Origin of the sequence: Streptomyces sp. SP17BM10, assembly GCF_036322405.1 — a bacterium.
Lineage (GTDB): Bacteria > Actinomycetota > Actinomycetes > Streptomycetales > Streptomycetaceae > Kitasatospora.
In genome coordinates this window covers 62,193-85,970 of the sequence record NZ_JAQYXB010000684.1, presented here as the reverse complement: position 1 = coordinate 85,970, position 23,778 = coordinate 62,193, and the positions used below count along the sequence as shown (strand labels likewise).

General features: G+C 72.6%; 23 protein-coding genes and 1 tRNA gene. 15 read left to right on the top strand and 9 right to left on the bottom strand.

Annotation, left to right across the window (positions count from 1 at the left end; genetic code table 11):
- Positions 1-184: 184 nt before the first annotated feature.
- Positions 185-979, top strand: coding sequence for a GntR family transcriptional regulator (locus PUR71_RS39490; RefSeq protein WP_329932128.1), 795 nt, complete (start codon positions 185-187; stop codon positions 977-979).
- Positions 976-1,629 (top strand): YdcF family protein, encoded by a 654-nt coding sequence (locus PUR71_RS39485; RefSeq protein WP_329932127.1) that lies wholly within the window; start codon positions 976-978, stop codon positions 1,627-1,629. The genes PUR71_RS39490 and PUR71_RS39485 overlap by 4 nt, the downstream gene beginning before the upstream one ends.
- A gap of 393 nt (positions 1,630-2,022) precedes the next feature.
- Here PUR71_RS39485 and PUR71_RS39480 read toward each other — a convergent pair whose 3' ends face one another.
- Positions 2,023-2,901, bottom strand: a complete 879-nt coding sequence (locus tag PUR71_RS39480; protein ID WP_329932126.1) for a carbon-nitrogen hydrolase family protein — start codon at positions 2,899-2,901, stop codon at positions 2,023-2,025.
- Between the two features lie 21 nt (positions 2,902-2,922).
- Positions 2,923-3,729, bottom strand: coding sequence for a phosphatase PAP2 family protein (locus tag PUR71_RS39475; RefSeq protein WP_329932125.1), 807 nt, complete (start codon positions 3,727-3,729; stop codon positions 2,923-2,925).
- 388 nt (positions 3,730-4,117) lie between these two features.
- Between PUR71_RS39475 and PUR71_RS39470 the strand changes: the two genes are divergently transcribed.
- Positions 4,118-5,089, top strand: coding sequence for a sigma-70 family RNA polymerase sigma factor (locus PUR71_RS39470; RefSeq protein ID WP_329932124.1), 972 nt, complete (start codon positions 4,118-4,120; stop codon positions 5,087-5,089).
- A gap of 131 nt (positions 5,090-5,220) precedes the next feature.
- On the top strand, positions 5,221-5,442 hold the full coding sequence (locus PUR71_RS39465; RefSeq protein ID WP_329932123.1) for a hypothetical protein: 222 nt from the start codon (positions 5,221-5,223) through the stop codon (positions 5,440-5,442).
- Between the two features lie 41 nt (positions 5,443-5,483).
- Here the strand turns inward: PUR71_RS39465 and mscL are convergent, their stop codons facing one another.
- From mscL to PUR71_RS39440, 5 genes are all read right to left on the bottom strand, one after another.
- Positions 5,484-5,903, bottom strand: coding sequence for a large conductance mechanosensitive channel protein MscL (gene mscL, locus PUR71_RS39460; protein WP_329932122.1), 420 nt, complete (start codon positions 5,901-5,903; stop codon positions 5,484-5,486).
- A gap of 30 nt (positions 5,904-5,933) precedes the next feature.
- Complete coding sequence (locus tag PUR71_RS39455) at positions 5,934-6,209, bottom strand: hypothetical protein (RefSeq protein ID WP_329932121.1); 276 nt, start codon at positions 6,207-6,209, stop codon at positions 5,934-5,936.
- A gap of 317 nt (positions 6,210-6,526) precedes the next feature.
- Complete coding sequence (locus PUR71_RS39450) at positions 6,527-6,829, bottom strand: FmdB family zinc ribbon protein (protein ID WP_329932120.1); 303 nt, start codon at positions 6,827-6,829, stop codon at positions 6,527-6,529.
- Positions 6,830-6,942: 113 nt separating this feature from the next.
- The gene (locus PUR71_RS39445) at positions 6,943-8,298 is read right to left on the bottom strand and encodes an MFS transporter (protein WP_329932119.1); all 1,356 of its coding nucleotides are present in this window, start codon (positions 8,296-8,298) and stop codon (positions 6,943-6,945) included.
- 299 nt (positions 8,299-8,597) lie between these two features.
- On the bottom strand, positions 8,598-10,082 hold the full coding sequence (locus PUR71_RS39440) for a potassium/proton antiporter (RefSeq protein ID WP_329932118.1): 1,485 nt from the start codon (positions 10,080-10,082) through the stop codon (positions 8,598-8,600).
- Between the two features lie 307 nt (positions 10,083-10,389).
- Between PUR71_RS39440 and PUR71_RS39435 the strand changes: the two genes are divergently transcribed.
- Positions 10,390-13,107: a penicillin acylase family protein gene (locus tag PUR71_RS39435; protein ID WP_329932117.1), complete on the top strand. Its 2,718-nt coding sequence runs from the start codon at positions 10,390-10,392 to the stop codon at positions 13,105-13,107.
- A 58-nt stretch (positions 13,108-13,165) separates the two neighbouring features.
- Here PUR71_RS39435 and PUR71_RS39430 read toward each other — a convergent pair whose 3' ends face one another.
- Complete coding sequence (locus tag PUR71_RS39430; RefSeq protein WP_329932116.1) at positions 13,166-13,741, bottom strand: 5-formyltetrahydrofolate cyclo-ligase; 576 nt, start codon at positions 13,739-13,741, stop codon at positions 13,166-13,168.
- 93 nt (positions 13,742-13,834) lie between these two features.
- Here PUR71_RS39430 and PUR71_RS39425 point away from each other — a divergent pair, with 93 nt between their 5' ends.
- The 10 genes from PUR71_RS39425 (at position 13,835) to PUR71_RS39380 (ending at position 23,278) form a co-directional block, all read left to right on the top strand.
- Positions 13,835-14,767 (top strand): GGDEF domain-containing protein, encoded by a 933-nt coding sequence (locus PUR71_RS39425; RefSeq protein WP_329932115.1) that lies wholly within the window; start codon positions 13,835-13,837, stop codon positions 14,765-14,767.
- Positions 14,768-14,779: 12 nt separating this feature from the next.
- On the top strand, positions 14,780-15,700 hold the full coding sequence (gene galU, locus PUR71_RS39420; RefSeq protein WP_329932114.1) for a UTP--glucose-1-phosphate uridylyltransferase GalU: 921 nt from the start codon (positions 14,780-14,782) through the stop codon (positions 15,698-15,700).
- Positions 15,701-15,725: 25 nt separating this feature from the next.
- Positions 15,726-17,069, top strand: coding sequence for a molybdotransferase-like divisome protein Glp (gene glp, locus PUR71_RS39415; protein ID WP_329932113.1), 1,344 nt, complete (start codon positions 15,726-15,728; stop codon positions 17,067-17,069).
- Positions 17,070-17,225: 156 nt separating this feature from the next.
- Positions 17,226-17,666, top strand: a complete 441-nt coding sequence (moaC, locus tag PUR71_RS39410; RefSeq protein WP_443077761.1) for a cyclic pyranopterin monophosphate synthase MoaC — start codon at positions 17,226-17,228, stop codon at positions 17,664-17,666.
- The gene (locus tag PUR71_RS39405) at positions 17,663-18,166 is read left to right on the top strand and encodes a MogA/MoaB family molybdenum cofactor biosynthesis protein (RefSeq protein ID WP_329932111.1); all 504 of its coding nucleotides are present in this window, start codon (positions 17,663-17,665) and stop codon (positions 18,164-18,166) included. Before moaC ends, PUR71_RS39405 begins: the two co-directional genes overlap by 4 nt.
- The gene (locus tag PUR71_RS39400; protein ID WP_329932354.1) at positions 18,163-18,789 is read left to right on the top strand and encodes a GNAT family N-acetyltransferase; all 627 of its coding nucleotides are present in this window, start codon (positions 18,163-18,165) and stop codon (positions 18,787-18,789) included. Before PUR71_RS39405 ends, PUR71_RS39400 begins: the two co-directional genes overlap by 4 nt.
- A 213-nt stretch (positions 18,790-19,002) precedes the next feature.
- Positions 19,003-19,947 carry a divisome protein SepX/GlpR gene (gene sepX, locus PUR71_RS39395; RefSeq protein WP_443077733.1) on the top strand — a complete coding sequence of 315 codons (945 nt, stop codon included), beginning with the start codon at positions 19,003-19,005 and terminating at the stop codon, positions 19,945-19,947.
- Between the two features lie 81 nt (positions 19,948-20,028).
- A tRNA-Ala gene (locus PUR71_RS39390) sits at positions 20,029-20,102 on the top strand.
- A 345-nt stretch (positions 20,103-20,447) separates the two neighbouring features.
- Positions 20,448-21,665, top strand: a complete 1,218-nt coding sequence (locus PUR71_RS39385) for a glycosyltransferase 87 family protein (RefSeq protein ID WP_329932109.1) — start codon at positions 20,448-20,450, stop codon at positions 21,663-21,665.
- A 2-nt stretch (positions 21,666-21,667) separates the two neighbouring features.
- Positions 21,668-23,278 (top strand): DUF2079 domain-containing protein, encoded by a 1,611-nt coding sequence (locus PUR71_RS39380; RefSeq protein WP_329932108.1) that lies wholly within the window; start codon positions 21,668-21,670, stop codon positions 23,276-23,278.
- Between the two features lie 29 nt (positions 23,279-23,307).
- On the opposite strand, the gene PUR71_RS39375 is transcribed toward PUR71_RS39380, so the two are convergent.
- The gene (locus tag PUR71_RS39375; protein WP_329932107.1) at positions 23,308-23,739 is read right to left on the bottom strand and encodes a universal stress protein; all 432 of its coding nucleotides are present in this window, start codon (positions 23,737-23,739) and stop codon (positions 23,308-23,310) included.
- Between the last annotated feature and the right edge of the window lie 39 nt (positions 23,740-23,778).

Here is a 23,778-nt window from a genome sequence, read left to right as displayed (position 1 = left end):
CTGCCTTCAGGGGCTGTCACCCCATCCCTCCGGGCGCCTTTGGCCAGCTCGGAGCAGCCCAAAGAGGAGCCACTCTCTCGCAGTCCTAGGACTGCGAGCGGCCGAGAAAGACGATGCCTGACTGTGCCTCAGCTGTCAACAGTCCTAGGACTGTGTTTGACTGGTCTCGTTGAGAGGAGCTCGCATGGCACCCAAGTGGCGAGAGCTGGCGGACAAGCTGGCTGAACGGATCAGAAGCGGGGAGTACGCGCCGGGGCATCGGTTGCCGCACATTCGGACGCTCGTGGACGCGGGCGAAGGCTCCAAGGCCACGGTGCACGCCGCTTACAAGGCGCTTGAGGCGGAAGGGCTAGTCACCGCTTCGCGAGGGCACGGGACCATCGTGCGGCCGCAGACCCCGCTCAAGCGCTTGGGCATCGATCGATACGACAAGGCCAAGTGGCGCGACGGCGATGAAGTGGCCTTCATCGCGGACCGTGTCGCATCCGGGCGTGCGTACCGTCGGGATGAGCAGACCCAGACGGTGAGCCGCATCGAGGCACCATCCGTTGTTGCTGCGGCGCACGGCCTTCCGGCTGGCGCCGAGGTCTATGCGCGCGCTCGTCTGGTCAAAGATGGCGAGCAGCCGACGCACGTCCTGACCAGCTACTACCGGCCTGAGCATGTGGAAGGGACCCGAATCGTCGATCCGACCCCCGGCCCGGCCGGGCGCGGCGGCGGATTCCGGGTGCTCTACGACGCGGGATATGAGATCGACCACATGCGAGAGGAACTGTTCGCACGGGCCGCCACCGCCGAGGAGGCCAGGCTCCTCCAACTGCCGGCCGGTGAGCCGGTGGTCGAGATGCACCGAACGGTGTACACGGCTGACGGCACGGTGGTGGAGTTCGCCATAGGTGTCCATGCCGCCTCGCGGTTCGCCTGGAGCTACGACTTCCAGGTCCCCGATTCGGCGCAGGGCAAGGAGGAAGATCGATGATCTCGGCGCAAGCATGGGCGGACGCCAAGATGGTCTGGGACTTTCACCAGATGCATCACGAGCCTCGCCCATGCTCGGTTGCCATCGGTCTTGGCAGCCACGACCTGGGCGTGGCGGACGCGACCGTGGATCTGTACCGGCGCGGCATGGCGCCCCTGATCGTATTCACCGGCGCCACCAGTCGCACGACGCAAGCGCTCATGCCGCGAGGGGAAGCCGTCCATTACCGAGAGCGGGCGCTGGAACTCGGCGTGCCGGCGTCGGCGGTGATGGTGGAGCCGCGAGCCCGGAATACCGGCGAGAACATCCGTTACTCACGGGAACTGCTCGAACAGGGAGGCGTGGACGTCTCGTCCGTGCTGCTGGTCAGCAAGCCTTACGAGGAGCGACGAGCGTACGCCACCGCACGGAAGCTGTGGCCAGGGGTTGATGTTGTGAGCGCTTCCACGCCCATGACCTTCATGGAATACGTGGACTCTATCGGGGACGCGAAGCGCGTGATTGACATGCTCGTTGGTGCCTTGCAGCGCTTGCTGATCTATCCCCAACAGGGCTTTATGGTGAGTCAAGCAGTGCCCAATGACGTGAGCGCTGCCTACGCGAGGCTCGTCGACGAGGGCTTCACAAGTCGGCTCGTGCCCGTGCCGTGACGGCATCCAGCGTGACCCTCCGGGAGCGGGGGAGGGTCGGGTTAAGGCCCCCAGACCGGATGGACTCCGCCGCCGTGCTTCAAGCAGGACGACGATGCGACCGTCGCGTTCTGCTAACTGCCGTAATGGGGCAGTGCCGCTCGTGCCACAGCCGTGCCAGAACGGCCGGGGAACCACGGGGAATTGGGGACGGCGGCGGTTAGAACTTGGACTGGGGCCCAGCACCGCTTCGGCGCAGGTCAGGGCGCTTAGGCGACAACTGGGCTCCTAAAGCCGGTGTCGCAGGTTCGAATCCTGCCTGGGGCACGTAGCAGCGAGAGGCCCCCGACCCGTGCGGTCGGGGGCCTCTCGGCGTTCCTGGGCGCTCGCGCGGATCCCGTGGCTGAGGCGGGATCAGGCGAGGACGTGCCCCGCGCGGGCGGTGGGCGTGGGGTGGGCGGCCAGGTCGGCGAGCAGGGTCTCGGTCTCCCGGGCGGCGCGCAGGACGGCGGGGTCGAGGTCGGCGAGGACGATCTCGCGGTCGTCCTCGCCGGCCTCGGCGATCAGGCGGCCGTCCGGGCCCCAGACCGCGCTGCCGCCGCAGGTCTGCCAGCCGCCGGTGACGCCGACGTGGTTGGCGAGCACCGTGTAGAGGGTGTTGTCGAGCGCGCGGGCCGGGAACCAGGTGCGGGACTCGTGGTGGCCGTGCCCCACGCTGAACAGGGCGCCGACCAGGTAGGCGTGGCAGCCGTCCAGTGCGGCCGATCGGGCGTGCTCGGGGAAGCCGGAGTCGTAGCAGATGCCGAGACCGAGCCGCCAGCCGTCCAGCTCCAGGCTGCAACCGACCGCCCCCGGGCGGTAGTAGGCCTGCTCGGACTTGAACAGGTGCTGCTTGTCGTAGCGGGTGACCACCGCGCCGTCCGGACCGAACACGAACGCGGAGACGAGCAGGTCGGGGCCCTCCTGCGCGGCGGCGCCGACCACGGCCGCTGTGCCGGTCTCGCGGCAGGCCTCGGCGATCGGCGCGAGCCGCGGATCGCCGGGCTGGACGGCGCACTTGAGCGGGTCGGCGCTGATCAGCTCGGGCTCGTAGCCGGCGAGGAACTTCTCCGCGAACAGCACCAGCCGGGCGCCGGCCGCGGCGGCCTCGCGGACGAGCCCGGCGGCGGCGGCCGCGTTGGCGGGGATGTCACCGGCGACGGCCTGGGCCTGGACGGTGGCGATCCGCAACGGACGCTCGGGGTAGCGGGCGTGGGCTGAGGACCGGTGCGGGGCTTCCTGGGTACGGGACATGCGCGCCACGTTAGAGGGCGCTCAGAGGGCGGCCCCGTCGGGGTGATCGGCGCCGTCGGCCGGGCGGTCGCCGCGGGTGGGACGGAACGAGGGCACGATGACGCGCTGAACCCTGGGCCTGGTCCGCCAGTTGACCCGCCGGACGTCGCGCGCCAGGGCGCCCGGGCACCAGATCTCGACCGCCGCGGTGACGGCGCCCAGCACGAAGCCGGCCGCCAGCCAGCCGCCCAGCACGTCGCTCGGCCAGTGCACGCCGAGGGCGATCCTGGTCCAGCCGATGGTCAGCACGGCCGCGGTCGCCACCGCGCACGCGGCGATCCGCCCGGAGCGCCCGGCCCGGGGCCAGAACAGCCCGACCAGCACCGCGCAGGTGATCGCGGAGGCCATCGCGTGCCCGGAGGGGAAGGCCGGCCCGCCCGCGTGCGAGACCGGGTCGGTGAAGGACGGCCGCTGGCGGCCGAAGGCGAGCTTCAGTGTCCACTGGGCGCCCCATCCGACCAGGGCCTGTGCGACGGCCCACCCGGCGAGCGTCCGGGCGCCGATCAGCAAGAGCCAGCAGGCAGCGATGGCCAGCAGGGCACGCATCGTGACCGTGCCGCCGATGTCGGAGAGGGTCTGCACCGCGGCCGTCCAGGCCCGGTGCCCACGGGCGTACGAGTGCGTGTCCGCGATCCAGTCGTGGTCGAACCGGTAGAGGGGTTGCCAGTGCCGGGTCACCAGGACCGCCAGTAGGCCGAACAGCAGGGCGCAGCCCACAGCCACCGCCGTGCCCCGCAGGGCCCGACGGTGACGCACGGTGGCGGCAGGCGCGCTGTTGGTCAGGTGCATGTCTGACACCTTCCCAGCGTGCCGCGCCGATCGGGCGCTCGGGTGATAGCGATTCCGCATCTTTTGTGCGGAGGATCTGAGTGTGCGGGGGTGTGGACGCGCGGGAAGGGCGGGGCGTGCGGGAACGAGCGGGGCGCCCAGGGGGTTTCTCTGGATATCGCAGCGAAGCGGTCGCGCCGCGCGCACTCGACGTGCCCGGTCGATCACCCTGCGTCCAGAACCGGGGTGAAAATCGGCAGGATACTGCATCCCTGGGAAGAATCTGAGCGACTTGGGAATGTTGTCCGGAATCTGTTCGTTGGATCGTTACGTGTGAGCCCCCGGGGCCCGCATTCTTGCCCTCTCGGGGCAGGCAGGCATTCCTCGGCAACCAGCAAAGGGAGCAAGCATGGCCACCCGTGCCGTCGTTCGCGACAGGGCCGACCGGACTCGCGCGGCCCGCCCGACCAACCTTGAGGCCGACCGCGACCTGGTCGGCATGTACCTCGACGAGATCGCCAGGACGCCCCTGCTCGATGCCGCCGAGGAGGTCGAGCTCTCGCTGCGGATCGAGGCCGGCGTGTACGCCCAGCACCTGCTGGACGAGGGCGGGCTCCCCGAAGGCGCCACGCGCGAGGAGCTGGAGGCGATAGCCGACGACGCCGAGCGCGCCAAGGACGTCTTCATCCGCTCCAACCTCCGGCTCGTGGTGGCGGTCGCCCGCCGGTACCCGCGCAGCGGCCTCCCGCTGCTGGACCTCATCCAGGAGGGCAACGCGGGCCTCGTGCGGGCCGTCGAGAAGTTCGACTACGCCAAGGGCTTCAAGTTCTCCACCTACGCGACCTGGTGGATCCGGCAGGCGATCACGCGCTCGATCGCCGACCAGTCCCGCACCATCCGGCTGCCCGTGCACCTGGTCGAGGAGCTGGGGCGGATCCGGCGGGTGCAGCGCGAGAAGTCCAAGGAGCTGGGCCGCGAGGCCGAGCCGGCCGAGATCGCGGCCGAGCTGGACACCACCGAGGCCAGGATCAAGGACGTGCTCGACTGGGCCCGCGATCCGGTCAGCCTCAACATGTCGGTCGACGACGAGGGCGAGACCCAGTTCGGCGACCTGGTCGAGGACACCGGGGCGACGTCCCCCGAGGACGCCGTGATGGTGATGCTGCGCCGTGAGGAGCTGGACGACCTGATCGGGCGGCTGGACGACCGCACGGCCTCGATCATCCGCTCCCGGTACGGGATGGAGGACGGCCGCGAGCGCACCCTCACCGAGGTGGGCAAGCAGCACGGCCTCACCCGCGAGCGGATCCGGCAGATCGAGAAGCACGCGCTGGCCGAGCTGAAGAAGATCGCCGACCACGCGGGCTTCGAGGCGGCGTGAGGGACGGGACCACGGAGCAGACGGATCTCGGGCCCGGGTGCGGAGCGCTCCGCACCCGGGCCCGAGGCCGTCCCGGGCTCCTAGGCTGGAGGGACAGGACGACGACCGGGTCGAGCAGCGGGGTGAACAGGGTGAGCGAGCAGGAACAGGACCGGGCGCAGGAGCCGGAGACGCCGGAAGCGGCGGAGCGGGCGGAGAATGCCCGGGCGAAGGCACGCCTCGTCTTCGGGGACCCGCTGGACCGGCAGTCCCGGGACGACACCGACTCCGGTTGGGGCGACCGCCCCGGATCCGGGAGCGGGCGGGGGCTGGACTGGTACCTGAGCCAGCGCCCGCCGCACCACGGGGACTGAGCGGGGGCAGGGGGGAGGGACGGGGGTAGGAGGGGCCGCGCTCAGCGCAGCGGAGCGACCAGCGCGTCGCGGATCTCCGTGAGCAGCTGGACCTCCTTGGCCTCGGCCTCCGCCACTTCCTCGGGGAGGGTCTTGCGCCGGGCGGCCAGGCGGTTCATGGGCACGATCAGGACGAAGTAGACGACGGCGGCCGTGATCAGGAACTGGAGCGCGGCGCTGACCACCGGGCCCCAGAGGATGAGGATCCCGGACACGACCTCGCCGGTGGGAGACACCTCGCAGGGCCCCTTGAGGCAGGAACTGTAGGACCCGAGGTCCTTCGTCCCGAAAACACCGACGATCGGATTGATCACGCCCTTGACGAAGGCGTTGACGATGTTGGTGAAGGCCGCACCGATGACGACGGCGACGGCGAGCTCGACGACATTTCCACGCAGCAGGAATTCCTTGAAGCCCTTCATGCCGCCTCGAACGACGAAGTCGTCGGCCGGTTACGGGTGATCATCCGAAGCTCCGGATTGACAACCCGTGTGGCCCATCGCGCCACCCGACAGCGGCGGCGGCAGGCCCGCCCGCGCGGGCCCGGACGCGAGCGCCGCGGCCACCGCGAGCAGCACCAGCGACGGCACCCCGGCCCGCCGCCGGACGGCGCGCCACCAGCGGTGCCGCCCGCCGGCTCCGCGCCGGATCGGCCGGAAGCTCGGCACGGCCCGCCGGGGCGGCACGGTGGGTGCGGGCAGCGGGACGGCGTGGCTGAGGGCGTTCATCGGGAACCACCTCCGAGTCGTTCGGTCTCTGGTGACCCCACGGTGACCGCCCGCGGCGGAAGCCGGAAGACGTTATCCGCAGCCTGTGGATAACCCCGACCCTGTGGACGATGGCGTGCACCCGTTCGAGCTAGTCGGGTCGTTCGACGTTGACGGGAAGGCCCATCAGGCCGTCCATCAGGCCGTCCACCGGGGCATCCACCAGGGCGTGCACCAGGGCGTCCACCGGAAACGGCCACGGGAACGCCACCGGAACGGCGAAAGGCCCGCCGCCACCGCGAGGAGCGGGGCAGCGGGCCTTCCGGTGCGTACTGGGGTCAGCCGGCGGCCGGAGCCGGGGCGGACGAGCCCGAGGAGGACGACGCCGGGGCCGAGGGCGCCGAGGACGCCGGGGTCGACGTCGACGAGCTCGACGACGAGGAGCTCACCGAGCTGCTCGACGAGGAGCGGCTGTCCGTCCGGTAGAAGCCGGAGCCCTTGAAGACCACGCCCACGGCCGAGAAGACCTTGCGCAGCTTCCCCTGGCAGTCGGGGCAGGTGGTCAGCGCGTCGTCGGTGAACTTCTGCACCGCCTCCAGGCCGTGGCCGCACTCGGTGCACTGGTACTGGTACGTGGGCACTTGTCTTCCTCCTGGCACTCGCGCCTAATGAGTGCTAACGATGGTCAATGATGCGGTATTCCGCTTGATGAGTCCAGCGACTCCGGTGTGACGTGGGCCCGGTCGTCCCGCCGTCAGCCCTTGGCGGCGCCCACCAGCTGCGGCTCGGCGGCGGCCGGGACGGCGCCCGCGCCGGATCCGGCGACCACCGTGCTCGCCCCGCCCGAGGGCGCCAGCAGGTGCCGCAGCGAGACCAGCGCGGCCAGCCCCAGCCCGGCGCCGACGGCCGGCACCAGGAACCCGGCGGACGGCCCGTGGCCGTCGATCAGCCGGCCGGCCACCATCGAGCCGATCGCCAGGCCGAGGCCGATGGCGCCGGTCAGCCAGGTGAAGGCCTCGGTCTTGGCGCCGTCCGCGACCAGCGTCTCGACCAGCGTGTAGCCGCTGATCAGGGTCGGCGCGATGGCCAGGCCGCAGACCAGCCCGGCGATCGAGAGGGTGACCAGGTTGGGCATCGCCCACAGCGTCGAGCAGCCCAGCACCAGCAGGGTGTAGCTGATGATCATGCGCTGCTGCACCGCGCGCCGCCAGGCGATCACGCCGTACAGCACACCCGCCACCATCGAGCCGCCGGCGAAGATGCCGTACACGGTGCCGGCCGCGCCGTGCTGGCCGACCGAGTCGGCGAAGGCGTTGACCGAGACCTGCATGCCGCCGAACACCGCGCCCACGCCGAGGATGACGCCGGCCAGCAGCCGGACGCCGGGCGAGGCGAGCGCGGAGGCGCGCCGCACCCCGGGTCGAGGCACGATCCGGGCCGGCGCGGTGCGGCGCTGGGCCGCGAAGGCCAGGCCGCCGACGAAGGTGAGCGCGGCCTCCGTGATCAGGCTCGCGGAGGGGCTGACCGAGGTGGCGATCTTGGCGGCCAGGATCGGGCCGACGACGAAGGTGAGCTCGTCCGTCACGGACTCGAACGCGAACGCGGTGCTGACCTTGGCGGCGGAGGAGGCGCCGGCGCCCTCCGCGCCGAGCTTGGCCACCCAGCGGGCGCGGACCATCGCGCCGATCTGCGGCACGCTGGCCCCGGCCGGGACGGCGGCCAGGCACAGGCTCCAGGCCGGCGCGTGGCCGTTCGCGAGGACGATCAGCGCGGCGACCGAGGCGGCGTGCACGAAGACCGTCGGGACGAGGACGGTGGCCTGCCCGTACCGGTCGGAGAGCCGGCCGGTCTGCGGGCCGATCAGGGCCTGGGCGACGGCGGCGACCGCGGTGACGGTGCCGGCCGTGCCCCATGAGCCGCCGGTGCCCGTGACGAGCATCAGGATGCCCATGCCGAGCATGGCGTAGGGCAGCCGCGCGACGAACGCGGGTGCCAGGAACGTCCAGGCACCCGGCGTGCGCAGCAGCGCTCCGTACCCGACGCGCGCGGGGGCGGCGTCCGGGGCGGTGGGGGTGTCCGTGGTGTCGTCGACCGTTCGGCGGGCCGTCACGGTCGTCCTTCCTGCTGCCTGGTAGCGCGGCCAGGGCATGGGGTGGCCCCGACGGCGCCGAGAGTCGTCCTCTCGCGCGTCGACCGGGGTAGATACCGGGCCGCTCCGGCGTGGTTGCCGAGAGCCGGGCCGCAGCCGCCGAGCGGTCGCGCCAACTCTGCATCAGGCAGATGACGGGTTGGTCAAAAGCGGTGTTCCGCCAGCATACAGTTACGCGCGTAGATAGCGCTAGGCCCCAACGGATCCAAGCCGGAGCGGGCTTCCCGGCCCCGAAAGCCCGGCCGCTCCCACGGTACGGCTCACTTTCCGTACAGCCACCCCGCGAGCTTGCCGCCCTTGTCCACGGCCCGCAGCCGCTTCTCCGCGGCCTCTCCGACGTCGTCCGTCGTGACGACGAGCAGTTCGTCGCCGCCACGCAGCACCGTCGCCCGGTCCGGCACGAAGGAGTTCCCCTCCCGGACCACCAGGGTGACCGCCGCCCCCTTGGGCAGCCGCAGTTCGCCGACCTCCACGCCGGACATCCGGGAGTCGCCGGAGAGCGCGACGGACAGCAGGTGTCCGTGCAGCTTCTCCAGCGGCGCGGACTCGATGTCGAGGTCCTGGCCCATCGTGCCCTCGCCGATCTTCAGCTGGCGGGCCACCCAGGGCAGGGTCGGGCCCTGGAGCAGGGTGAAGACGACGACGAGGATGAAGACGATGTTGAAGACGTCCTCGGCCTTGTGCGCGCCGGAGACCACCGGGATGGTGGCGAGCACGATGGGAACCGCCCCGCGCAGCCCGGCCCAGCTCAGCAGGGCCTGCTCCTTGCCCGGCACCCGGAACGGCGTCAGCGTGAGCACCACCGACAGGGGCCGCGCGAGGAAGACCAGCACCCCGCCGATGACGAGCGCGGGGACCACCGCGTCGCCCATCGTCTCGGGCGTGCACAGCAGGCCGAGCAGGACGAACATCCCGATCTGCCCGATCCAGGCCAGGCCGTCCGCGAAGCCGCGCACCGCCGGGCCGTGCGGCAGCTTGGAGTTGCCGAGGATCACGGCGCAGATGTAGACGGCGAGGAAGCCGGAGCCGTGCAGCAGCGCGCCGCCCGCGTAGGCGAGCACGGTCAGCGCCATGACGGCGATCGGGTAGAGGCCGGAGGACGGCAGGGCGACCTGCTTGATCCCGAACGCGCCGAGCTTGCCGACCGCGAGGCCGATCGCCGCGCCGATCGCGAGCTCGGCGGCGATCGTGGCGATCAGGACGTACCAGGAGTCCAGCTCGCCGGTGGTGGCGAAGGCGACGACCAGGATGACGACGGGCGCGTCGTTGAAGCCGGACTCGGCCTCCAGCAGGCCGGTGAGGCGGTGCGGCAGCGGGACCATCCGCAGGACGGAGAAGACGGCCGCGGCGTCGGTGGAGGAGACGATCGCGCCGAGCAGCATCGAGGTGCGCCAGTCCAGGCCGACCAGCCAGTGCGCGCCGGCGGCGGTGACGAACACGCTCACCCCGACGCCGACGGTGGCGAGCACGGTGGCCGCCGGCATCACCGGCTTGACCTCTCTCCAGCTGGTCTTCAGGCCGCCCTCGGCGAGGATCACCACGAGGGCCGCGTAGCCGAGCACCTGGGTCAGCTCGGCGTTGTTGAAGGTGATGCCGATGCCGTTCTGGCCGAGGGCGACGCCGATCCCGAGGTAGATGAGGAGGCTGGGTAGCCCTGATCGGGTCGATATCCGCACGGCGACCACCGCGACCAGGAGGATCACGGAGAACTCGAGGAGCAGGTGGTTCAGGTGGTCGACGTTCACGCAGGGGCACCTCGTGCAGGCATGGGGGCGGGCGGGGTGTCTCTCGGTGGTGCTGGTGGGGTTCTCGTGTCTCCCGGCGGTGCCGGGGACGAGCCGGACGCGTTAAGAAGCCGTCAATACTCCTCTTGCGGATCGTTACTCATTCTAACATTTTGCCATATCTTTAGTTGGCCTCCTCACACGGGCCCCGTTCCGGGCCGTCCCCGTGCACGCCGTGCCATGGACTCGGCCTAATGTGGTGCCCTGTCACGGCCCCAGGCCCTGGACACGCCCGCCCGCCCCGAAGTCGAGGACCGCAAGGACCCAGATGCCCCGCTCGAAGAAGTTCCGGCGCGCCCGTCTGATCGTGATCGTGCTGGTCGTGCTGCTGGTGGCCGGTGCCGGCTACGGCGGTTACCGGGGGGTCGCCGCGGTCCGCGCGTCCTTCCCGACGGTCGACGGCACCGTGAAGGTGGCGGGCATGAGCGCGCCGGTCGACGTCAAGCGCGACGCCAACGGCATCCCGCAGATCTACGGCGACACCTCCGAGGACGTCTTCCGCGCCCAGGGCTACGTCCAGGCGCAGGACCGTTTCTGGGAGATGGACGTCCGACGGCACATCACCGCCGGCCGCCTCTCCGAGATGTTCGGCGACTCCCAGGTCGACACCGACTCCTTCATCCGCACCATGGGCTGGCGCCAGGTGGCGGAGCAGGAGTTCAAGAACAAGCTCTCGCCGGAGACCAAGAAGTACCTCCAGGCGTACTCGGACGGCGTCAACGCCTGGCTGGCCGAGCACCCGGGCGGGGAGAAGGCCTCGCTGGAGTACGCGATGCTCGGCGCCGTCAACAGCGGCTACCAGCCCGAGCAGTGGACCCCGGTCGACTCGGTGGCCTGGCTCAAGGCGATGGCCTGGAACCTCTCGGGGAACCTCCAGGAGGAGATCGACCGCTCGCTGCTGTCCCAGGACTTCACCCCGGACAAGATCGCCGAGCTGTACCCGGACTACCCGTACGCCCGCAACGGCACGATCGTGAAGACCGGCACGGTCGCGGGCGACGCCTACCGCCCGGCCGACGGCTCCACCGCGCCGGGTGCCGCCGCGGCCGCCCCCGCCGCGCAGGGCGCGGCCACCACCAAGGCCCTCCTGCAGGGCCTCACCGACCGGGTCGACGCGATGCCGCAGCTGCTCGGCCGCCCCGGCCAGGGCCTCGGCTCCAACTCCTGGGTGGTGGCCGGCTCGCACACCACGACCGGCCAGCCGCTGATGGCCAACGACCCGCACCTCGGCCCCGGTCTGCCCTCGGTCTGGTACCAGACGGGCCTGCACTGCCGCACCGTGTCGCCGGCCTGCCAGTTCGACGTCACCGGCTTCACCTTCGCGGGCATGCCCGGCGTGGTGATCGGCCACAACAAGGACATCGCCTGGGGCTTCACCAACCTGGGCGCCGACGTCACCGACCTGTACCTGGAGAAGGTCACCGGCCCGGACACCTACCAGGTGGACGGCAAGGACGCGAAGTTCGACCTCCGCAAGGAGACCATCAAGGTCGCCGGCGGCGAGGACCGCACCATCACCGTCCGCACCACCCAGACCGGTGCCCCGCTCATCTCCGACCAGAGCACCGAGCAGCAGAACGTCGGCAAGTACGCCCCGAACGGCAGCGCCGCCCCCGACCGCGGCACCGGCGGCTACGGCGTCGCCCTGCAGTGGACGGCGCTGAACCCCGGCAAGACGATGGACGCCGTCTTCGGCCTGGACAAGGCGAAGAACTGGGACGACTTCCGCGCCGCCGCCAAGGACTTCGCCGTCCCCGCGCAGAACCTGATCTACGCCGACGCGAAGAACATCGGCTACCAGGCGCCGGGCGACATCCCGGTCCGCGGCAAGGGCGACGGCACGCTGCCGGCCCCGGGCTGGGACTCCGCCTACCAGTGGAAGGGCTCGATCCCCTTCACCGCACTGCCCTACAGCTTCAACCCGTCCGCCGGCTACATCGTCACCGCCAACCAGGCCGTGGTCGACCCGACCTACAAGTACGGCCTCACCAAGGACTGGGAGTACGGCACCCGGGCCAAGGAGATCACCGACCAGATCGACGGCCTGCTCAAGAACAACGGCAAGATCTCGCCGGACGACATGCAGACCCTCCAGCTGGACAACACCAGCGTCATGGCCAAGACGCTCGTCCCGCTCCTGCTCAAGCAGCAGATCGACGACCCCTACGTGCGCGAGGCCCAGGACCTCCTGAAGGACTGGAACTACCACCAGGACGCCGACTCGGCCGCCGCCGCCTACTACAACGCGGTCTGGCGCCAGCTGCTCACCCTCGCGTTCGGCCAGAAGTTCCCGGCCGACGTCCGCGCCAAGGGCAACTGCCTGCTGGTCCGCCAGCAGGACGACCCGACCAAGCCGGACAGCTCCAGCAAGATCGTCACCGAGTGCGGCACCCGCGATCCGGACAAGGCCCAGCCCGACGGCGGCGACCGCTGGACCGAGGTCGTGCGCCAGCAGCTGACCAAGCCCGACAGCAGCTGGTGGACGTACATCGACTCGCAGCACAAGGAGCAGAAGGGCCTGGACAACCTGCTCCAGGAGGCGATGAAGAACGCCCGCCAGGAGCTGACCTCGCTGCTCAGCAAGGACGTCTCCACCTGGAGCTGGGGCCGCCTGCACAAGCTGACGCTGCGCGAGCAGACCCTGGGCACCGACGACTCCTCGATCGCCTCCGGCGTCGTCCACAAGCTGCTCAACCGCGGCCCGTACCGCCTCTCCGGCAGCTCGGCGGCGGTCGACGCGGCGGGCTGGAACGCGGCGGCCGGCTACCAGGTGGACTGGATCCCGTCGATGCGCATGGTCGTCGACCTGAGCGACTTCGACGCCTCGCGCTGGGTCAACGTCGGCGGCGCCTCCGGCCACGCCTTCCACGAGAACTACAACGACCAGACCGACCTGTGGCTCAAGGGCAAGCTGCTGACCTGGACCTACACGCCGGACGCGGTCGAGAAGGCGACCAAGCACAAACTGGTCCTGACCAACGGCTGACGCCCGCGACACCGGTGGCCCCGCTCGAACCCGAGCGGGGCCACCGCCGTTCCCGGGCTCACCCGAGGGGGTGGCGCCCCGACGGCGTGACGGCCACGTCCACCGGACGGTCGTGCGGCTCGGCCGGCACCTGCGCCAGCAGCTCGTGCTCGTACAGCAGCACCGCCAGCACCGGCCGCGCCCCGGCCCGCTCCAAGCGGGCCAGCACCCGGTCGTAGCTGCCGCCGCCGCGGCCCAGCCGCAGCCCCCGCCGGTCCACCGCCAGCCCCGGCAGCAGGACCACCGACGCCCCCACGACCGCCTCCGGCCCCAGCCGTGGCCCGACCGGCTCCAGCAGCCCGCGCCCGGCCGGGGCCAGCGCCTCCACGCCCTCGTAGGCCGCCCAGTCCAGGTCGTTGTCGGCCAGCAGGACGGGCAGCAGCACCCGCACGCCCCGCGCCCGCAGCCCGTCCAGCAGCGGCCCCGTCCCGGGCTCGGCGCCGACCGAGACGTACGCGGCGACCGTGGCCCCCGGCGCGGCCAGCCCACCGGCGTGCACGGCCAGTGCGCGCGCCGCCTCCGCGCGCTGTTCCGCGGCGAGTGCACGACGCTCGGCCAGCAGCCGTGTCCTCAGCCCGCTCTTCTCGTTGTGCATGGGATCTCCCCTGTTCTCCTCCGAGGTCCTCCGAACCCCGCCGCGGCCCCCGACACCGACGGGCCGAGCCTGACACGCGAAAGGGCGCCCCGATTGCCCACCCCGCTGCTGGTCCACGCCCTGGCCGCGCTGAGCGTCCCCGCGCTGGCCGGCGCCACCGTGCTCGGCCTGCGGCTGCGCCGGGCGCACGGCGAGGCCGCCGACCGGGAGGCGCTGCTGCACGAGCGGGTCGCCGAGCTGGAGGGCCGCTGCGCCGAGCTGGAGCGCACCGCCTCCTGTGACCCGCTCACCGGAGTGTGGAACTACCGGCACCTCCAGCTCACCCTGGACCGCGAGATCGAGCGCGCCCGCCGCGCCGAGCAGTCCGAGCAGCAGGAGGGGCCCCGCCCGCTGGCCGTGCTGCTCCTGGAGATCGCCGGCTTCGACGCGATCGTCACCGAGCACGGGCGCGCGCGGGCCGGCGCCGTGCTGCGCGACCTCGCCCAGCGCCTCGCGATGGAGATCCGACGGGCCGACACCCTCGGCCGCTACAGCGGCGAGGAGTTCCTGGTGATCCTGCCGGACACCGGAGCGGAGGGCGCCGCGCAGGTCGCCGCGCGGCTGGTCTGGTCGGTGCGCCGGCACCTGCTGCTCGACTGGTCCTCCGGCCCGCGCGAGCCCCGCGCGGCGCGCGGCAACGGCCTCTCCGCCGCCGTCGGCGTCGCCGTGCTCCCCGAGGACGGCACCCACGCGGCCGTCCTGCTCCGGGCCGCCGACCGGGCGCTCGCCGAGGCCCGTGCGGCGGGCGGCGACTGCTGGCGCGGCAGCCTGCCGGCCGGGCACCACGAGCCCGTCACTTCCGGTGCGCAGGAGGGTCCGACTGCCGAGCGTGACCGTTCGGGAAAGGCGGGTAGTCTGTCGCCCTGTGCCGGCGGGGACCCCCTCGCCCAGCCGGTCATTTCCCAGACGCCTGCCACCGTGGCCGGCCCCGGCGACGGGCTCCCCCAGTCGTCCGACCGCGCCCGGACGGGTGAAAACGTGCCTTAGTAAGGTTTGCGCATGACGACGACCAACACTCGAATTCCGGTAACCAAGGCCGTGGTACCCGCGGCCGGACTGGGCACCCGCTTCCTCCCGGCCACCAAGGCCACGCCGAAGGAGATGCTGCCGGTCGTCGACAAGCCGGCGATCCAGTACGTCGTCGAGGAGGCCGCCGCCGCCGGCCTGTCCGACATACTGATGGTCACCGGCCGCAACAAGCGCGCTCTGGAGGACCACTTCGACCGCGCCTACGAGCTGGAGGAGCTCCTCGCCCGCAAGGGGGACGAGGACCGTCTGCGCCGCGTCCGCGAGTCCGTCGAACTGGCGAACATGCACTACGTCCGCCAGGGCGACCCGAAGGGCCTCGGCCACGCCGTGTCGGTCGCCGAGCAGCACGTCGCCGGCCAGCCCTTCGCCGTCCTCCTCGGCGACGACCTGATCGACCCCCGCGACCCGCTGCTGGCCCGCATGATCGAGGTCCAGCAGGAGCTCGGCGGCTCGGTCGTCGCCCTCATGGAGGTCGACCCCTCCCAGATCCACCTGTACGGCTGCGCCGCCGTCAAGGCGAACGGCTTCGGCGAGGACGTCTTCCAGGTGACCGACCTGGTCGAGAAGCCCGACACCGCCGACGCCCCCTCGAACTACGCCGTCATCGGCCGCTACGTCCTCGACCCCTCGGTCTTCGACGTGCTGCGCGAGACCCCGCCCGGCCGCGGCGGCGAGATCCAGCTCACCGACGCCCTGCGCGAGCTGACCACCCGCGACGCGGAGTCCGGCGGCCAGGTGCACGGCGTGCTCTTCAAGGGCCGCCGCTACGACACCGGCGACCGCGCCGACTACCTCCGCGCTATCGTCCGACTTGCCTCCGAGCGCGAGGACCTGGGCCCGGAGTTCCGCTCCTGGCTGCGGGAGTTCGTCGCCTCCGAGCTGCAGGACTGACACACCGACCGAGAGCGAGCCGCCGATGACCGGGTCCGAGCACAGCCACAGCGCCGCCGCAGCCTGCTGCGACGCCACCGCGGACCCGGCACCGGCGGCTCCGCGGCTGTGGACCGTCGACGAGCACCTCGCCGACGTCCTCGCCGCCGTCACCCCGCTGCCGGCCATCGAGCTCGGCCTGCTCGACGCCCACGGCTGCCGGCTCGACGAGGACGTGTCGGCGGACGGCGACCTGCCGCCCTTCGACAACAGCTCGATGGACGGGTACGCCGTCCGCACCGCCGACACCGTCCGCGCCACCGCCGAGTACCCCTCGGTGCTCGCCGTGGTCGGCGACATCGCGGCCGGCGCCGGCGAACTGCCCCGGGTCGGACCGGGCCAGGCCGCCCGGATCATGACCGGCGCCCCCGTCCCGCCCGGCGCGGAGGCCGTCGCCCCGGTCGAGTGGACCGACGGCGGCACCGGCACCGGCGAGGCGGCCGACGCGATGACCGCGGCCGTCGAGGACGAGGAGGTCCGGGTCCTGCGCCCGGTCGCCGAGGGCGCGCACATCCGCCGCCGCGGCAGCGACGTCGCGGCCGGCTCGCGCGTCCTGGAGGCCGGCACCCGGCTCGGCCCCACCCAGCTCGGCCTGCTCGCCGCGATCGGCCGGGCCACCGTGAAGGTCCGCCCCCGCCCCCGGGTCGTCGTGCTGTCCACCGGCAGCGAGCTGGTCCAGCCCGGCGAGGACGTCGGCCCCGGCCGGATCTGCGACTCCAACAGCTTCACCCTCACCGCCGCGGCCCAGGACGCCGGCGCCATCGCCTACCGGGTCGGCGGGGTCCCCGACGACGCCGCCCGGCTGCGCGCCGTCCTGGAGGACCAGCTCGGCCGCGCCGACCTCATCGTCACCAGCGGCGGCGTCAGCGTCGGCGCGTACGACGTGGTCAAGGAGGTCTTCGAGTCCTACGGCGGCGTCGACTTCCGCCGGCTGCGGATGCAGCCCGGCAAGCCGCAGGGCTTCGGGCGGATCGGCGGCTGCGCGGGCGCGGCCGGCGTGCCGCTGCTCGCCCTGCCCGGCAACCCGGTCAGCGCCTACATCTCCTTCGAGCTGTTCGTCCGCCCGGTCATCCGCACCATGCTCGGCGCCCCCGACGTGCACCGCCCGGTGGTCCGCGCGACCTGCCCGGTGGCGCTGCGCTCCCCGGCCGGGCGGCGGCAGTTCCTGCGCGGCCGGTACGCGCCTCACGGCACGGTCGAGCCGGTCGGCGGGGCCGAGTCCCACCTGGTCGGCGCGCTGGCCCGGGCGAACTGCCTGATCACCGTCCCCGAGGACGTCACCGAGCTGCCCGCGGGCAGCTCCGTGGACGTGGTCCTGCTCGACTCCTGATGCCTGTCCCGTCCCGTGATCCGGCCCCTCCCACGCGGAGGGGCGGGGGAGCTGTACGGTAGCGCGGTATTCGATCTGCGCGCCCCTGGAGCCCCCGTGACGACACCGCCCCCCGGCGACCGCCTCACCCACGTCGACGACCAGGGCGCGGCCCGGATGGTCGACGTCTCCGAGAAGGCCACCACCGCGCGCACCGCCGTCGCGGCCGGCCGGGTCAGGGTCTCCCCGAAGGTGGTCGAACTGCTGCGCGGCGAGGGCGTGCCCAAGGGCGACGCCCTCGCGGTCGCCCGCATCGCCGGGATCATGGGCGCCAAGCGGACGCCCGACCTGATCCCGCTCTGCCACCCGATCGCCGTCTCCGGCGTGAAGGTCGACCTCGCCGTCGCCGACGACGCGGTCGAGATCACCGCCACCGTGAAGACCGCCGACCGCACCGGCGTCGAGATGGAGGCGCTGACCTCCGTGACGGTCGCCGCGCTGACCGTCATCGACATGGTCAAGGCGGTGGACAAGGGCGCCGCCATCGAGTCCGTCCGGGTGCTCAGCAAGACCGGCGGCAAGAGCGGCGACTGGTTCGCCCCGGAGGCGGACGCGTGAAGGCCCTGGCGGTGACCGTGTCGAACCGGGCCTCGGCCGGCGTCTACGAGGACAAGGGCGGCCCGCTGCTGGTCGCCGGGCTGACCGCGATGGGCTTCACCGCCGACGGCCCCCGCGTCGTGCCGGACGGCGAGCCCGTCGAGGCCGTCCTGCGCGAGGCCGTCGCGGCCGGCTACGACGTCGTGCTGACCACCGGCGGCACCGGCATCTCGCCGATGGACCTCACCCCCGAGATGACCGCCCGGGTCATCGACCGGCAGATCCCCGGGATCGCCGAGGCGATCCGTGCGTACGGCCGCGAGAAGGTGGCGACCTCGGCGCTCTCGCGCGGGCTGGCCGGCCTCGCCGGACGTACGCTGATCGTCAACCTGCCGGGATCGACCGGCGGCGTCCGGGACGGCCTCGCCGTGCTGGAGCCGCTGCTCGCCCACGCCGTCGACCAGCTCGGCGGCGGGGACCACCCCCGGCCCGACGACGCGGCACCCGGGAGAGCGCACTGAACGCCGGCTGGCCGGTAGAGCTCCACGAGGGGGAGGTCGTGCTGCGCCCGATCAGGGTGCGCGACCAGCGCGACTGGCAGGAGGTCAGCCGCCGCAACCGGGACTGGCTGCGCCGCTGGGAGGCCACCGTGCCGCCCGGCCCGGCGGGCCAGGCGGCCGGACCGCGCCCGACGTTCCGGCAGATGGTGCGCTTCCTGCGCGGGGAGGCCTCGGCCGGGCGGATGCTGCCCTTCGTCGTGCTCTACGAGGGCAAGCTGGTCGGCCAGCTGACCGTCGGCGGCATCACCTGGGGCTCGATGTGCTCGGCCAACGTCGGTTACTGGGTCGACGAGGGGGTGGCCGGCCGCGGCATCATGCCCACCGCCGTGGCCCTTTCGGTCAACCACTGTTTCCGCAACCTCGGGCTGCACCGGATCGAGGTCTGCATCCGCCCGGAGAACGTCCCGAGCCGCCGGGTGGTGGAAAAGCTCGGCTTCCGTCCGGAGGGAATGCGCCCGCGCTATCTCCACATCGACGGCGACTGGCGCGACCACCTCGTGTACGCGCTGACCGCCGAGGAGGTCCCCGAGGGGATGCTGGAACGCTGGCGGGCGCTCAGTTCCGCTGCGGGCCGCGATAATTGAATACATGTTCGAATCAAATATCGATATGGCATCGACGTGGCGACGGACGGTCACAAATGCCGTCAAAATAGTCGGAGAATCAGCTTGATCACACGACACGCCGCGTCAAATTGCTGTCGGGCCTTCCCCGTCGCCCGTACGGTGTGAATCGTGAGCAGTAGCGGCCTTATCTACGCCGTCATCGTAGGGGCCTGGGCCGCCTATCTGGTGCCCATGTGGCTTCGCAGGCAGGACGAACTCAACGAGGCGCGCCCGACGGAACGCTTCAGCACCGCCATCCGCCTGCTGGCCGGGCGGTCGGCGCTGGAGCGGCGGGCGGCCCGGTCCCTGGGCGACGAACCGCGTGACGACGAGCAGAGCAGCGACGGCCCTCCCGCACGGGACGAGGCCGTCTCCGGCGATCCCGCGGACCGGGGGCCCGAACCCCCGGCACCGGCGGAGCGGTCCGAGCGGTCGGTGCCGGTCCCGCAGACACCCGGCGGGACGGAGCGCCGGGCGCGCCTGCTGGCCCGCCGGCGCCGGATGGTCACCGCCCTCTTCCTGGCCTTCGCGCTGGGCGCGGTGGTCGCGGCGGTGGCCGGACTGGCGTTCCTGTGGGTGCCGACCGTCCCGGCGGTCCTCCTGACCCTCTACATCGGTCACCTGCGCAGGCTGGAGCGCCAGCGCTACGAGGTGAAGCTCGACCGGGCCCGCGCCGCGCAGGCCGCCGAGCGGCTGCGCAGGCGCGAGCGGCAGCGGGCCGAGGTCCGGGCGGCCGACGAGGTGCCGACCGCGGTCGTCGCCCCGCCGGAGCCGTCGGCCCCGGTCGAGCCGCAGGTCGCCCGCCGTCCGCACCTGCGGCTGGCCACCGGGTCCGAGGAGGCCCGGGGCGGCGCGTCGTCCGCCTCGGCGCTGGCGGAGGCGACCGAGCACGAGGAGTGGGTCGACGGCATGCGCGAGCGCGGTGCCGCTGGCCCGGACTCCTGGGAGCCGGTGCCCGTTCCGCTGCCGACCTACGTGACGGCGCCGGTCGCCCCGCGGGTCTCCCGTGACCTCGACCTGACGGCCCCGGGGACGTGGACCGCCGGGCGTCCGGCGGAGCCGCGCACCACCCCGCTCTTCGACCAGTACGCCGAGCCCCCGGCCCCCGAGCCCCGCCAGCGCGCCGCCAACGAGTGAGCGGCCGCGGGCCCCGGCCGGCACCCGGATCGGGGGGTGGTCACGAGCCCCCTCCGAAAGGTGCTAAAGTTTCTTCTCGTTGGGGCTGTGGCGCAGTCCGGTAGCGCACCTCGTTCGCATCGAGGGGGTCAGGGGTTCGAATCCCCTCAGCTCCACCCAACAAGGGCCCCGCCCGGTCGACAAGACCGGGCGGGGTTCCTGCATTGTGGCGGCGTTCGCGCCAACTGCCCGTGGGGGCAGGCGTCCTGGCGGTCGGTCCGGTCCCGGAGGCGACCTGTGAAGAAGGTCACATGACGCCGCTCCCGCCCGTTCCGGAGCCACGGTCGGCCCTCAGGGGGGTCGGTTATGGTGGGTTGGCCCAGACGGCGACGAGGGAACGATCTGGTCTATCTCAACGGGGTGCCATCGCGGTGCGCGAGTTCGGTCTGACACGGTGGGCACGACGGACTGACGCGGAGGACCGCGGCACCACTCCAGCCCCCGGAGGACCGGCCCCGAGCGTGATCGTCGCGGGCTGCGCCGCGGCGCTCTCCCTGGCGGTGTACGCCGTCGTGCGCCACTTCCACGGCCAGACGATGGTCGACATGCTCGTCTACCGGGCCGAGGGCGCGGCCGTCGTGCACGGCCAGGACCTGTACGCGATGCGGCTGCCCGGCTGGGACCTGCCCGCCACGTACCCGCCGTTCGCCGCGATGCTGTTCGTGCCGAGCACCTGGTTCGACGTGAGCACGCTGCGCGTCCTGGTGCAGCTGCTGAACCTCGCTCTGCTGGCGATCGCCGCCCACCTCTCCTTCCGCCTGGTCGGCCGGCCCGCGGCGCGGCACCGCACCGCCGCGGTGCTCCTCGCGACCGGGTTCGGCGTCTGGCTGGAGCCGGTCTTCACCACGTTCCAGTACGGGCAGGTCAACCTCGGCATCCTGTGCCTGGTCCTGTGGGACCTGACGCGCCCGGACCGCAGCCGCGCCAAGGGCGTGGGCATCGGCCTGGCCACCGCCATCAAGATCACCCCCGGCCTGTTCGCGGTGTACCTGCTGCTGACCGGCCGGATCAGGGCCGCGCTGGTCTCCGGGGGCACCTTCCTCGCGGCCGCGCTGGTCGGCTGGCTCGTGCTGCCCGACGCGTCCTTCGGCTTCTGGACGACGTACCTGTGGGACCCGAGCCGGGTCGGGGTCACCGTCATCGCCGACAACCAGTCGCTGCGCGGCGCCCTCTGCCGGCTGCTCAGCAGCAACGAGCCCGGCACCGTCGGACTGGCCGTCTGCGCGGCCGTCGGCGTCCTCGGCCTCGCCGTCGCCGTCCTGGCCGGGCGCTCGCGCTCGCTGCGGCGGGCCGACGCGTGGGGCGCCCTGTGCACCGCGTTCACGGCGCTCCTGGTGTCGCCGATCAGCTGGACCCACCACTGGGTGTGGTGCGTCCCGCTGCTCGCCCTGCTGGCCGTCGAGGCCAGGACCACCGGGCGCAAGATCCTGCTCGGGGTGGCGCTGGTGGTGTTCCTCTCGCACGCGATGTGGACCGTGCCGCACCGCTGGGGGCTCGGCGTCGCCTGGTACTGGCAGTTGCCGTCCTCGGTCTACGCGCCGTTCGGCATCGCCCTCCTGGTCGTCGTGGCGCTGCGGCTGTACCGCCTGCGCGCCCCGGGCGAGCTCGGGGCCGAGGCGGACGAGGTGCTCCGCCGCGCCGAACTCGGCGTCGAAGCGGCCCTGACGAAGCAGGTGTGACCGTGGCCGTCGACACCCGCTCCGCGACCCCGGCCCCCGCCCGGCTGCCCGGCGCCGCCGTCCGCTCCGCGCTGGCCGGCAGCCCGGCCCGGCGCACCGTGCTGCTCAGCGCGCTGTGCTTCGCCCTCATGTGCGCCGTCGGCATGCAGGGCTGGACCTCGGTCGCGCTCGGCGGCTTCGACCTCGGGATCTTCGACCAGGGCGTCCGCGGCTACGCGCACTTCGGGCTGCCCGTCTCGACGCTGAAGAGCTACCACCACGAGTTCCCGCCGGGCTTCTCCCTCCTCGGCGACCACTTCTCGCCGGTCCTCGCGCTGCTCGCGCCGCTGTACTGGATCTGGGACGACCCGCGCTCGCTGATCATCGGGCAGGCCCTGCTCTTCGCGTCCGGCGTGCCGCTGATCCGGCGGATCGCCGTTCACGCCTTCGCGTTCACCGCCCCGGCGACCGCCCGGCGCGCCGCCGACCTGGCGGGCCTCGTCTACGCCCTCGGGTGGCCGCTGCTGGTCGCCTCCCGGGTGGGCTTCCACGAGGTCGCCTTCGCCGTGCCGCTGACCCTCCTGATGCTGGAGCGCGGTCTGGCCCGCGCGTACTGGGTGGTGGTCCTGGCCGCCGTCCTGCTCTGCTGCACCAAGGAGGACCTCGGCCTGATGGTGGCCGCGTACGGGCTGGTCCTGTTGCTGCGCCTGCGCGGCTCCGGGGACCGCGCCGGCCGGTACACCGGCATCGGGCTGCTGGTGGGCGGGCCGCTCGCGTCGGTCGTCGCGATCACGTGGCTGATCCCGGCGATGGGCGGCGAGCCGGGCTACTACTGGAACTACGGCTCGATCGGCAGCGACGCCGGGGACGCCCTGCACAACCTGCTGGGCAACCCGTTCCTGCTGGTCCAGGCCGCCGTCGACCAGCCGCTCAAGCCGCTGCTGCTGCTCTGGCTCTTCGGCACGATGTTCCTGCTGCCGCTGCGCTCGGCGACCGTCCTGTGCGCGGTGCCGCTGCTGGCCGAGCGGATCCTCTCCAGCAACCCCAACCACTGGTCGATCGCCCGGCACTACGACTCGATGCTGTGGCCGATCCTGCTCGCCGCGGCCGTCGAGGTGACCGGCCGGCTGATGGCCGAGGAGCGCACGGAGCGGCGGGGCCGCCTGCTGGGCCTGGCCGCGGCGGGCTGCGCCCTGCTCGCCGCCGTGCCGCTCGGGCTCGCGCAGCTGGCCGTGCCGTCGTCCTGGGAGCCCAAGACGAGCGAGGCGGCGCTCGTCCGGGCGGCCGCGCTCGTCCCCGACGGTGCGTCGGTGGAGGCGGACAACCAGATCGCGCCGCGGCTCACCGCCAGGACGGACGTGGTGCTGGTGGACGGCACCCCGCGCGGGCGCGAGTACGTGCTCACGCGGGCGGACAAGCGCTCGTTCCCGTTCGAGACGGACAAGCAGCAGGCCGAGCGGATCCAGCTGCTGCTGGCCCACGGGTACCGGCAGATCTGGGCGGAGGACGGCGTGGTGCTGCTGCACCGGGAGGGCTCCGAGCCGATCCCGGGCGAGCACGTGCCCGGCAAGGACAGCGAGCCCGTCCAGGACAAGGTGCCGTCCGACGTGGGGCACAACCTCTTCCGGGGCTGACGTCCGGGGCCGACGTCCGGGGCTGACGCTCAGGCCCGGACGACCACGACCGGGCACCCGGCGTGGTGGAGGCAGTACTGGGAGACGGTGCCGAGCAGGACCCCCGGCGGGGCGCACCGGCCGCGGCCGCCGACGACCAGGGCGGCGGCGCCCTCCGCGGCGGCCACCAGGGTGGGGCCGGGAGCCCCGGCGGCCAGGTGGCGGCGGACGGTGAGCCCGGCCGGGCAGGCGGTCAGCGTCTCGTCGAGGATCTCGGCGGCGCGGCGCTCGGGCCCGAAGCCGTCCAGGGCGGGCGGGACGAAGCCGTGCTCGCCGTACAGGCAGGGGAAGTCCCAGACGGTCACGGCCTCCAGCGGGGCTCCGCTCAGGCCGGCCAGGCGGGCCGCCCAGCGGACGGCGGCGCGGGAGGCCGGGGAGCCGTCCACGCCGACCACGATCCTGCCGCCGGGCTGCCGGGTCATGCCTCCACCGTAGGACGGCCGGGGGCCGGCCGGAACGCG

Coding starts and splice junctions, on each gene's coding strand:
- PUR71_RS39490 (WP_329932128.1), top strand. CDS start 185: ATGGCACCCAAGTGGCGAGAGCTGGCGGACAAGCTGGCTGAACGGATC.
- PUR71_RS39485 (WP_329932127.1), top strand. CDS start 976: ATGATCTCGGCGCAAGCATGGGCGGACGCCAAGATGGTCTGGGACTTT.
- PUR71_RS39480 (WP_329932126.1), bottom strand. CDS start 2,901: ATGTCCCGTACCCAGGAAGCCCCGCACCGGTCCTCAGCCCACGCCCGC.
- PUR71_RS39475 (WP_329932125.1), bottom strand. CDS start 3,729: ATGCACCTGACCAACAGCGCGCCTGCCGCCACCGTGCGTCACCGTCGG.
- PUR71_RS39470 (WP_329932124.1), top strand. CDS start 4,118: ATGGCCACCCGTGCCGTCGTTCGCGACAGGGCCGACCGGACTCGCGCG.
- mscL (WP_329932122.1), bottom strand. CDS start 5,903: ATGAAGGGCTTCAAGGAATTCCTGCTGCGTGGAAATGTCGTCGAGCTC.
- PUR71_RS39455 (WP_329932121.1), bottom strand. CDS start 6,209: ATGAACGCCCTCAGCCACGCCGTCCCGCTGCCCGCACCCACCGTGCCG.
- PUR71_RS39435 (WP_329932117.1), top strand. CDS start 10,390: ATGCCCCGCTCGAAGAAGTTCCGGCGCGCCCGTCTGATCGTGATCGTG.
- PUR71_RS39430 (WP_329932116.1), bottom strand. CDS start 13,741: ATGCACAACGAGAAGAGCGGGCTGAGGACACGGCTGCTGGCCGAGCGT.
- galU (WP_329932114.1), top strand. CDS start 14,780: ATGACGACGACCAACACTCGAATTCCGGTAACCAAGGCCGTGGTACCC.
- glp (WP_329932113.1), top strand. CDS start 15,726: ATGACCGGGTCCGAGCACAGCCACAGCGCCGCCGCAGCCTGCTGCGAC.
- moaC (WP_443077761.1), top strand. CDS start 17,226: ATGGTCGACGTCTCCGAGAAGGCCACCACCGCGCGCACCGCCGTCGCG.
- sepX (WP_443077733.1), top strand. CDS start 19,003: ATGTGGCTTCGCAGGCAGGACGAACTCAACGAGGCGCGCCCGACGGAA.
- PUR71_RS39375 (WP_329932107.1), bottom strand. CDS start 23,739: ATGACCCGGCAGCCCGGCGGCAGGATCGTGGTCGGCGTGGACGGCTCC.